5 protein-coding genes are annotated in these 7,868 nt (G+C 36.0%); 4 read left to right on the top strand and 1 reads right to left on the bottom strand.

Features of this window, described 5'->3' with window-relative positions:
* Positions 1-224 precede the first annotated feature (224 nt).
* Together HNS40_RS14475 and HNS40_RS14470 are read left to right on the top strand one after the other, a co-directional pair.
* Entirely contained in the window at positions 225-641 is a 417-nt protein-coding gene (locus HNS40_RS14475) for a hotdog fold thioesterase (protein WP_172282035.1), read from the top strand.
* Between the two features lie 2 nt (positions 642-643).
* On the top strand, positions 644-1,663 hold the full coding sequence (locus HNS40_RS14470; RefSeq protein WP_172282033.1) for an isochorismate synthase: 1,020 nt from the start codon (positions 644-646) through the stop codon (positions 1,661-1,663).
* 33 nt (positions 1,664-1,696) lie between these two features.
* Here the strand turns inward: HNS40_RS14470 and HNS40_RS14465 are convergent, their stop codons facing one another.
* Positions 1,697-2,545 (bottom strand): T9SS type A sorting domain-containing protein, encoded by an 849-nt coding sequence (locus HNS40_RS14465; RefSeq protein WP_172282031.1) that lies wholly within the window; start codon positions 2,543-2,545, stop codon positions 1,697-1,699.
* Between the two features lie 253 nt (positions 2,546-2,798).
* On the opposite strand from HNS40_RS14465, the gene HNS40_RS14460 reads away from it, so the two are divergent.
* Together HNS40_RS14460 and HNS40_RS14455 are read left to right on the top strand one after the other, a co-directional pair.
* Positions 2,799-4,502 (top strand): alpha-amylase family glycosyl hydrolase, encoded by a 1,704-nt coding sequence (locus HNS40_RS14460; protein WP_172282029.1) that lies wholly within the window; start codon positions 2,799-2,801, stop codon positions 4,500-4,502.
* Positions 4,503-4,696: 194 nt separating this feature from the next.
* On the top strand, positions 4,697-7,843 hold the full coding sequence (locus HNS40_RS14455; RefSeq protein ID WP_172282027.1) for a beta-phosphoglucomutase family hydrolase: 3,147 nt from the start codon (positions 4,697-4,699) through the stop codon (positions 7,841-7,843).
* Positions 7,844-7,868: the final 25 nt, after the last annotated feature.

Raw genomic sequence — 7,868 nt, 5'->3', positions numbered from 1 at the left:
CGACAGTGAAGTGGCCATCCTTTGTTACTTCCATAATTTTGAATCTGATCCTATGTTATTACTTAATAGCATTTTAAATTATGAAAAGGCTAAAAACCATTGCTCCCCATAATTTTTTATGTGACCCAACATTAGCCGAAAATGCTTTATAATACCTCAAATGAAATTCGTGTTAGAATCAATAATTTTTCTTTATTTTGTTTATACGAAACCCCAATCTTTATATGAGCTTAATAGATCAAGTAAATAGCATGAGCAAAGGCACCTTAATGGAAGCTTTGAATATTGAAATGATTACAGTGGAAAAAGACCTAATCCGTGCTAAAATGCCTGTGGATGAAAGAACTTTCCAGCCTTTTAAAATATTACATGGCGGTGCTAGTTTAGCTTTGGCTGAAACTATTGGTAGTGTGGGTTCTCATATTATTATTGGTCCTAATTCCAATAAAACTTCTCGTGGAGCCGGAATAAATGCCAGCCATTTAAGAGCGGTGCGAAGTGGCTATGTGATAGGAGAAGCTAGACCTATTCACCTTGGAAAAAACACCCATATTTGGGATATTAAAATCTTCGATGAGCAGGAGCGTTTGGTATCTATAGCTCGTTTAACCAATTTCATTTTAGAGTCTAAAGAAAAATAAAAATGACAAAGAGTCCTTCATTTGTAGTTTATAGACTCCCCCAGCAAACTGAACTATATTATAATTCAAGTAAAGCACGTATCATCGAGAAAATCTGTGATTTAAAAGAAAGTCATTTTATAATGACTCCCTTTGATGAAGAATCAGCTTGCCCCATATTTGCATTTAATTCTAAGCATACAAAAAGAATAAATTCTGAAGAATGGATTGATTTAGCCTTAGATTTTAAATCGAAGCCTTTCGAGACACATCATGCTTCAGCTAAAGAACACCAAAAGCAAGTTCATCAAATTATTGAAGAAATAGAAAAAGGAGAACTGAAAAAAGTAGTATTGAGCAGAGTACAAGCTTTCAAAAGAAATGACAAATCCATTAAGCAGGTATTTACTCAATTATGTGATAAATACGCCAATGCTTTTGTCTACCTCACTCAATTGCCTAATGGGCAAATCTGGTGTGGCGCAAGCCCAGAAACCTTAGCAAAATTTGAGGAGTCTAAATTTGAGACTATGGCTTTGGCAGGAACTAAGGTGATAGACAAAGAAAATGCAGAGGATTTGGTCTGGCCAGTAAAAGAGCAGGACGAGCAAATTTGGGTTCAGAATTATATCAGAAGTCTATTCAAAAGTCATATGCTCAATTTCACACAATCAGAACCTTATAGTGCTATTGCTGGCCCAGTTGCACATATACGAAGTGATTTCTCCGCTATGGCTGCAGCGACCATCGCCACCCAGCTACTCCTCCAACTCCACCCCACTCCTGCCGTTTGTGGCACACCAACTCAAAAAGCTAAAGATTTCCTATTGCAAATTGAAAAGCACGATCGAATATATTATACTGGATTTATTGGTATTTACGCTCCTCAGAAATTCCATTTATTCGTCAATCTACGCTGTATGCAAATCGATGATGAGGCTTTCCATTTATATTTAGGTGGAGGAATTACAAAAGATAGTATTGCAGAAGATGAGTATCAAGAAACTGAAAATAAAGCTCAGACCTTGAGTGCATTTTTATGATTTCTATTCTGAGATAAATCAGACTAGACTATTTTAAATTTTCAAAACTTTCTGTTTTGCAAGGATACTTCCGCTTTCATTAAGGAGTTTAACATAATACAACCCATTGGAATAATTACTCATATCTACGTATACATCATTCGATGAGACACTAAGAGTATTCATCAATTGACCTGTGGAATTATAAAATTGAATCGAAAATTGATTCTGGCTGGCAATATGGGTTGAAATATATAGCCTATCTTGAACTGGGTTTGGAAATACTGTAAAATTGTTTTCAAAAATATCCTCCTCTACCCCAACCATAACTAGCTCTTCACCCCATTCTTCCTCTCCTTTTTTAAAGTAGACTAGTTCCCTTGTATATAATTGTCTCATAATGTTAGCCCAAGAAAAGTAATCGCTATTATTTTTTGTTTGGCCACAACCTATTACCCAACTTCTCTCATAGCGATCCTCTTCTGCGCCCTCAATATAAATCGTATCAAAAAGCACCATTTTTCTACCATTAAAGACTTCAGGATCCTCTATTATAGAATCTCCTGACACAATTTCATCCAAATTTGTATAATATAATGTCAGCTCATACTCACTATATATATTGGGCTGATACTCAAATATCTTAGCTTCTTTAACAAAAAATTCAAATATTACAGTATCATTATTGATAGAATAAACTTTATCAATTACTTTTTTAATTCTAACAATACTATCTGTATAATACCACTCACCATATTCCCCTGCCTTTTCAGTATTTACCATATGAAAAACATCCCCAATTTCATAATCATAGACTTCTCCTCGGGTAGGAAATTCTTGGCTCAATGCATTAAATGATGATATAAGGATGATAGCAAAAGTTAAATAGTAATTCTTTTTCATATTTATTGTTTTATATGCAGCATGTAAATATATCAAAAATATTACACCTAATTTATACGTGAATTTACTGATAATTTCAATTTTAAGCATTTTCCCCAATCCCACAAACCGCAAACGTTACCAATGCAAAACTTTTTAACGCAAACGATTGAAAGTCCCATACTTTTTGTATCTTAGTATAAACCACTCCTTTTGTTACTAGATTTGCATAAAAGGAATTAAACAAATTGAACAAATCATCAAGGTTTTTATCATGAATAAAGCACAAAATTTTGAAATCTTAAAGAACAGTTTCAAGGAACTATATCCAAATGAGCCTTTAAGCAAATTAGAGAGTTTCATTTCGGAACTTACTGATTTAAAGAAAGAAATCCCTACTAATGAGAATCCAGATTGGTATAAAGATGCTGTGGTTTATAGCCTTTACGTGGATTTGTTTAATAAAGATTTTAATGGTTTAATAGATAAACTCGATCATATTGCCTCTTTGGGTGTGACTTGTCTATGGTTACTCCCCATCCTCGATTCACCCATGAAAGATGCGGGTTTCGATATTAAAGACTATCGTAGAATTCGTCCAGAGCTTTTTAATATGCCCGACACGGCTTCTTCAGAAGATCAACAAGTGAAATTTCGTGAATTTTTAGAACATGCACATAGTAAAGGTATCAAGGTAATATTCGATATTGCCATGAATCATTGCAGCATGGAACACCCATGGTTTCAAGAAGCTCGTAAAGGAAAAGACAATCCCTATCGCGATTATTTCATTTGGAATAAAGACACTGAAAAATATAAAGAGGCTCGTCTTCTTTTTAAAGGCATGTGCCCTAGCAATTGGGAAAAAGATGGAGAAGAGTATTTCTTCCATCGCTTTTTCGAATTCCAACCCGATTGGAATTACCGCAATCCAGCTGTCTTATTAGACATGAGCCGAAATATTGCTTTCTGGATGCAGCAAGGCGTTGATGGTTTTAGAGCCGATGCCATTCCTTACCTTTGGAAAGAAGAAGGTACTGATTGTGAAAACTTACCTAAAACCCATACCATCCTCCGATTTTTCAGAGCCGTAAGTGAATATCTAAGTCCAGGTACTTTATTATTAGCCGAAGCTTGCCAAAAACCACAAGATGTAGTGGATTATATTAAAACTGGTAATGAATGTAATGCGGCTTACCACTTCCCATTGATGCCTCAAATGTTTAAAGCATTAAGCATGGAAAGTGCAGAACCTGTATTAAAAACCCTGAGCCCAGAAGTCACACCAGAAATTCCAGCCAATAGCCAATGGTTTACCTTCCTTCGTTGCCACGATGAGTTAAGTCTCGAATTGGTCTATGTGGATGAAGCTGATAGAGCCTATATTCATAAAAACTATTGCCACCAACCAGAATGGGATTTTAGAGTTGGAGAAGGTATTTCTTCTCGCATGTCAGAACTTTTCAAAAAAGATGTACAGAAAATAAAATTAGCATATAGCTTAATGCTTTCTTTACCTGGAACACCTGTACTATATTACGGTGACGAATTTGGAAAAGGAAACGATGAGGAGTTCTATAAAGAAATGATTCAGATGACCGGTAAAGATGATACCAGGTTTTTAGTTCGTGGAAAAGTGAACTGGGAAGAGGTAGAAGCTCAGCTGGACAAGCGCGACTCCTTTGAATCACAGATTTTTGCTGGCTTAAGCGCCATGGTAAATGCCAGAAATAAATACAAAGCCTTCGGTAGAGGAGAAATTGAGTGGCTAGAAAATAATGAATTGGGTCTATTAAGCTTCAAACGAAAATTCGAAAATGAAGAAATATTAGTTCTAATTAACCTATCTGGAACTGATATTAGTTATGACTACGATGGTCGTTTTCCATTCCAAGATATACTAGGGCAAAATATCAGAACCTTGAAAAACAAAGTAATGATTCCTGCTTATTCTTATTATTGGATTGCGCTAAAATAATACCACAAAGGCACTAAAACTAGAACTTAAAGGAAGTTTTGACTACATGACTTTGCGTAGTAAAAAATAACAATAGTAAAAAACATATAATATTAAGAAACAAAGTTAAAACATTGACTAAATCAAAATACTCTTTGTGACTTTGTGACTTCGTGGCAAATACATAAAATAGATAATAAAAAACCTAAATAAAAATGTCAAATTCAAAATTCAACTTCGATGCCATCATCTTCGACCTAGATGGGGTTATCACTAAAACAGCAGAAGTTCATGCCGCAGCATGGAAAAAAATGTTTGATGAATACCTAATGGATAGAGCTCAAGAAACTGGTGAGCCTTTTCAGGAGTTTGATTATGTAAAAGACTATCTCCCATTTGTAGATGGAAAACCACGCTATAATGGGGTTAGGGATTTTCTCGCTAGTCGTAATATAGAGCTCGAATTTGGCGATGTAGAAGACAGTATCGAACTAGTCACTGTTTGTGGCCTTGGAAACAGAAAAAACAAAGCCTTCAACGAGGTATTGGATCGTGATGGCGTTAGTCCTTTCGATAGCACTATAGAACTGATGCACCAGATGAAAGAGCATAATCTTCGTTTGGGTGTGGCTTCTTCAAGTAAAAACTGCCGTTCCGTATTAAAAGCCGCTGGTGTCTTTGATATCGTGGAAACCATAGTTGATGGAACAGATGCTGCTCGTTTAGGTTTAAATGGAAAACCAGCACCAGATATTTTCACCACTGCAGCCGATAATTTAGGTGTTAGCTATGATAGAGCTGTGGTTGTAGAGGACGCCTCCTCTGGAGTAGCTGCAGGAAAAGCTGGAAACTTTGGTTTTGTATTAGGATTAGCTCGTGAGCATAATATTGAGGAGCTTTATAGAAATGGAGCCGATGTTGTAGTCGAAGATATTGAAGAAATCAAACTCGAAGGCATTAATAAATGGTTTGAGGATGGTTTAGATAAAGACAATTGGTCTATCACTTATCATGAATATGAGGAGGCCAAAGAAAAAAGTCGTGAGTCATTATTAGCAGTTGGAAATGGTTATTTTGGTAACCGAGGTGCTATGGAAGAAGTACGAGCCGACGAGAAACATTACCCAGGAACTTATATTGCTAGTTTATATAATACATTAGAGTCGCCCATTGGTGACCGTATGATTCCCAACGAAGATTTTGTAAATACCCCAAACTGGACATTGATAGAATTTAAAATCAATGATGGCGAATGGTGGGACTACAAAACTGCTGAATTCGAAGTTTATAAGAAACATTTATGCCTCAAGACAGGCTTATTTTCAAAAAATTTAATCATAAAAGCTGCTGATGGCAAGCGATTCCAAATTGAATCGAAAAGAATGGCGAGCATGGTTCGTCAGCATGCTGGAGCACAACAATATGTGTTCACGCCGTTAAACTTCGACGGAAAAATCACTTTCAGAATTGGAATTGATGGACAGATTGAAAACAGAGGAGTCAACAGATATAACACTCTAAATCAGAACCATTTGGAGTTTATATCTGCCAATGCAACCGATGAGAAGCTACTCGTAAACGTAAAAACTCGTCAATCGAACATTTCAGTAAGCCAAGCTATTAAACACTTCGCTCAAACTTCTGATGCTACAAAAAACCACACTTTCAAGTCAAAAGTAGAGTACGATGGTGCTTATGCCTATTATGAGGCAGATTTAAAAGAAAAACAAAGTTTTAAAATTGAAAAGCTCCTCAGTATTTACAGCTCACATGTAGTTGAAAAACCAGAGACTTTAGCACTGGATCAATTAAATGATTTAGAGTCATTTGACACCCTTTTTGAAGAAAGCAAAACGAAATGGGCTGAGATTTGGAAAGATATAGATATACAAGTAGAAGGAGATAGAATGAGTCAAAAACTTTTACGTCTCCACTCCTATCACATGATGCTTTCTGCTTCTGAATTCAATACTGAATTAGATGCCAGTGTAACTGCTCGTGGACTTCATGGGGAAGCTTATCGTGGACATATTTTCTGGGATGAATTATTTATTCTTCCTTTCTATAATATCCATTACCCAGAAATCTCTAAGTCATTATTGATGTATCGATATCGCCGATTAAACAAATCTCGCGAATATGCCAAAGAGAATGGTTATCAAGGAGCGATGTTTGCTTGGCAAAGTGGATCAGATGGAAGTGAGCAAACACAAACTGTTCATTTAAACCCTCTTTCTGGCAAATGGGGCGAAGACAATAGCTGCCTACAAAGACATGTCAGTTTAGCGATTGCATATAATGTATATGAATATTTCGTAGCCACCAATGATGTAAAATTCATGGAAGAATATGGAGCAGAAATGTTCCTCGAAATCTGTCGTTTCTGGGCCAGTAAATCTTCAAAAAATGAAGAAACAGGTAAATATAGCATCGACAAAGTAATGGGACCAGATGAATTCCATGAAATGTATCCCGATGCTAAAGAAGGCGGATTAAGAGATAATGCCTATACTAATATCATGGTGGCTTGGATGCTAGGCAAAGTGAAGGAAATCACCAGCAAAATGGACTGCTCTGCAGAGGAGAATGTATTATTAAAAATACAGCTTACCTATCAGGAAATGTTGCATTGGGACGATATTGCTGCCAACTTAAACATCGTGATTTCCGAGAAGGGTATTATTTCGCAATACGATGGTTATTTTGATTTAAAGGAATTAGATTGGAAAGCTTATCGCGAAAAATACACCAACATTTACCGCATGGACAGACTCCTCAAAGCTGAAGGAAAATCTGCCGACGATTATAAAGTAGCAAAGCAAGCCGATACTTTAATGACCTTCTTTAATTTGGAGAAAAAAGAGGTAGACGAGATTTTCGAGAATTTAGGATATAAACTTCCAGATAACTATTTGGAGAAAAACTTGGATTACTATTTGGCTCGTACTTCTCATGGTTCTTCCTTAAGCCGTGTGGTTCATGCTCAATTGGCCAATATCATCGATAATGAAAAGCTCAGCTGGGAATTATACGAAGATGCTTTGGGTAGTGATTATGTAGATATTCAAGGCGGAACTACTGGAGAAGGCATTCATACTGGAGTAATGGCTTCAACAGTAATGGTAGCTTTAACCAATTATGCAGGAATCAACCTCCACAAAGAAATACTCGAAATCACCCCTCAATTACCAAAACATTGGAAAACCATTAAATTCAATATGGTATTCAGAGGAGTCAAATTCAATATAAATATTTCTAAATCTGAAATTTGCATCACAACAAATCAAAATACAACAGTGATCATATCAGGAAAAGAAGTATCTTTAAAAGAAAATATTAAAGAAATAATCAACCTAGTTTAACAACGGAGGGATGAGTTGTGTGAGT

The sequence above is a fragment of the Lentimicrobium sp. S6 genome, assembly GCF_013166635.1.
In the GTDB taxonomy this organism is placed as follows: domain Bacteria; phylum Bacteroidota; class Bacteroidia; order Bacteroidales; family UBA12170; genus UBA12170.
The sequence above is the reverse complement of the archived record's forward strand: the minus strand, read 5'-3'. Positions and strand labels throughout refer to the sequence as shown.

What these genes read in the sequence shown, in the direction of transcription:
- HNS40_RS14455 (WP_172282027.1), top strand. Translation starts at nt 4,697, where the DNA reads ATGTCAAATTCAAAATTCAACTTCGATGCCATCATCTTCGACCTAGAT.
- HNS40_RS14460 (WP_172282029.1), top strand. Translation starts at nt 2,799, where the DNA reads ATGAATAAAGCACAAAATTTTGAAATCTTAAAGAACAGTTTCAAGGAA.
- HNS40_RS14475 (WP_172282035.1), top strand. Translation starts at nt 225, where the DNA reads ATGAGCTTAATAGATCAAGTAAATAGCATGAGCAAAGGCACCTTAATG.
- HNS40_RS14470 (WP_172282033.1), top strand. Translation starts at nt 644, where the DNA reads ATGACAAAGAGTCCTTCATTTGTAGTTTATAGACTCCCCCAGCAAACT.
- HNS40_RS14465 (WP_172282031.1), bottom strand. Translation starts at nt 2,545, where the DNA reads ATGAAAAAGAATTACTATTTAACTTTTGCTATCATCCTTATATCATCA.